This window comes from Mycobacterium sp. E3298 (assembly GCF_001666895.1).
Taxonomy (GTDB): domain Bacteria; phylum Actinomycetota; class Actinomycetes; order Mycobacteriales; family Mycobacteriaceae; genus Mycobacterium.
The window spans coordinates 1-2,307 of the sequence record NZ_LZJB01000607.1 but is presented as its reverse complement, the minus strand read 5'-3'; the positions used below and the strand labels follow the sequence as shown (position 1 = coordinate 2,307).

3 protein-coding genes are annotated in these 2,307 nt (G+C 70.1%); all 3 read left to right on the top strand.

The genetic code is table 11. From position 1 onward, the window contains the following. Positions 1-995, top strand: a 995-nt coding sequence (locus A9X05_RS27890; RefSeq protein ID WP_197499226.1) for a nitrite/sulfite reductase, incomplete at its 5' end; no start/stop codon positions are given. 17 nt (positions 996-1,012) lie between these two features. Continuing rightward, positions 1,013-1,750, top strand: coding sequence for a phosphoadenylyl-sulfate reductase (locus A9X05_RS27885; RefSeq protein ID WP_067785494.1), 738 nt, complete (start codon positions 1,013-1,015; stop codon positions 1,748-1,750). Beyond that, positions 1,747-2,307: sirohydrochlorin chelatase (locus A9X05_RS27880; protein WP_067785497.1), on the top strand; the 561-nt coding region annotated here is incomplete at its 3' end. The genes A9X05_RS27885 and A9X05_RS27880, both read left to right, overlap by 4 nt.

Genomic DNA, 2,307 nt, shown 5'->3' with positions numbered 1-2,307 from the left:
TCGCGTTCGTCGGCGTCGACCACCCCGAGCACGGCCCCGGCCTGGATCTGTGGGTGGGTGGCGGCCTGTCGACCAACCCGATGCTGGCCCAGCGGGTCGGGGTGTGGGTGCCGCTGGACGAGGTGCCCGACGTCTGGGAGGCCGTGACCCGGCTGTTCCGCGACTACGGCTACCGGCGGATGCGCGCCAAGGCGCGGCTGAAGTTCCTGATCAAGGACTGGGGCGTCGAAAAGTTCCGCGAGGTCCTCGAAACCGAATACCTCCACCGGCCGCTCATCGACGGCCCGGCCCCCGCACCGGTCACGCAAACCATCGACCACGTCGGCGTGCAGAAGATCAAGAACGGGCTCAACGCCATTGGCGTCGCCCCGATCGCCGGCCGGGTCTCCGGCGCGACGCTGTCGGCGGTGGCCGACCTGATGGAAAAGGTCGGCTCCGACCGCGCCCGGCTGACCCCGTTCCAGAAGCTGGTCATCCTCGACGTGCCCGACGCCTTGGTCGACGAGACCGTCGCCGCGCTGGACGCGCTGGGCCTGCCGTCGCGGCCCTCCGCGTGGCGCAAGAACACCATGGCCTGCACCGGCATCGAGTTCTGCAAACTGTCCTTCGCCGAAACCCGAGTGCGCACACAGACTTTGGTGCCCGAGCTGGAACAGCGCCTGGCCGACGTCGACCCCAGGCTCGACGTGCCGATCAGCGTCCACCTCAATGGGTGCCCGAACTCGTGCGCGCGCATCCAGGTCGCCGACATCGGCTTCAAGGGCCAATGGATCGACGACGGCCAGGGCAACTCCGTCGAGGGATTCCAGGTTCACCTGGGCGGCGGCCTCGGCGAGGCCAGCGGGTTCGGCCGAAAGTTGCGCCAGCACAAGGTGACCAGTGACGAGCTCGGCGACTACATCGACCGGGTGACCCGCAAGTTCCTCGAGCAGCGCGACGGCGGTGAGCGCTTCGCGTCGTGGGCCCTGCGCGCCGACGAGGCCGACCTGCGATAGGAGTTGAGGACCACGCCATGGTCGCGATGAACTTCACCGAAGACCAGCTGCGCAAACTGGCCGAACGCGGCGCGGCGGAAATGGCGGACGCCGATGCCACCGACATCCTGCGCTGGACCGACGAACACTTCGGCGGCGTCGACGGCCCCCGCGACGGGGCCAACTGCAAATACGTGGTGGCCGCCAATATGCAAGACGCCGTGGTGGTTTCGCTCGCGTCCGATGTCCGGCCGGGCGTGCCGGTGCTGTTCCTGGACACCGGCTACCACTTCGCCGAAACCATCGGCACCCGCGACGCGGTCGAGTCCGTCTACGACATTCACCTGCTCAACGTCACGCCCGAACACACGGTCGCCGAGCAGGACGAGCTGCTGGGCAAGGACCTGTTCGCCCGCGACCCCAACGAATGCTGCCGCCTGCGTAAGGTTCTCCCGCTGCGGCGCGCGCTGCGCGGCTACGCCGCGTGGGTGAGCGGGTTGCGCCGGGCGGAGGCCGCCACCCGCGCCAACGCCCCGCTGATCAGCTTCGACGAGTCGTTCAAGCTCATCAAGGTCAACCCGATCGCGGCCTGGACCGACGAGGACGTGCAGGACTACATCGAGCGCCACAACGTTCTGGTCAACCCGCTGGTCGAGGAGGGCTACCCGTCGATCGGCTGCGCACCCTGCACCAGCAAGCCGGCCGAGGGTGACGATCCTCGCAGCGGGCGCTGGCGGGGACGAAACAAGATCGAATGCGGGTTACACGCCTCATGAGCACGCTCGTACTCACCGCCCACGGCAGCCGGGACCCGCGCTCGGGCGCGAACGCGCGGGCGCTGGCCGACCGGCTGGCGGGCATGCGGCCCGACCTGGACGTGCGGCTGGCGTTCCTCGAGCTCAACGAACCCAATTTCGTCGACGTGCTGGCCGCCCTCCCGGACAGCCGCCACGCGGTGGTCACCCCGTTCCTGCTGGCCAGCGCCTACCACGCGCGCCTGGACATCCCCAAGCAGATCGCCGAAGCCGGGGCCCACGGCGTCCGGCAGGCCGGCGTGCTCGGCGAGGACGGGCGGCTGGTTTCCGTGCTGCGCGAACGCCTCACCGAGGTCGGGGTATCCGCGGCTGACGACGACCTCGGCGTGATGGTCGTCGCGATCGGCTCGTCCAACGCCGCGGCGAACGTGCGCACCGCGAAGGTCGCGTCCAGGCTGGCGGTCGGCACCCGGTGGGCCGGGGCGACGACGGCGTTCGCAACCCGGCCCGAGGCGTCGGTGCACCAAGCCGCCGCCCACCTGCGTCGCCGCGGCGCGCGCCGGCTCGTGATCGCGCCC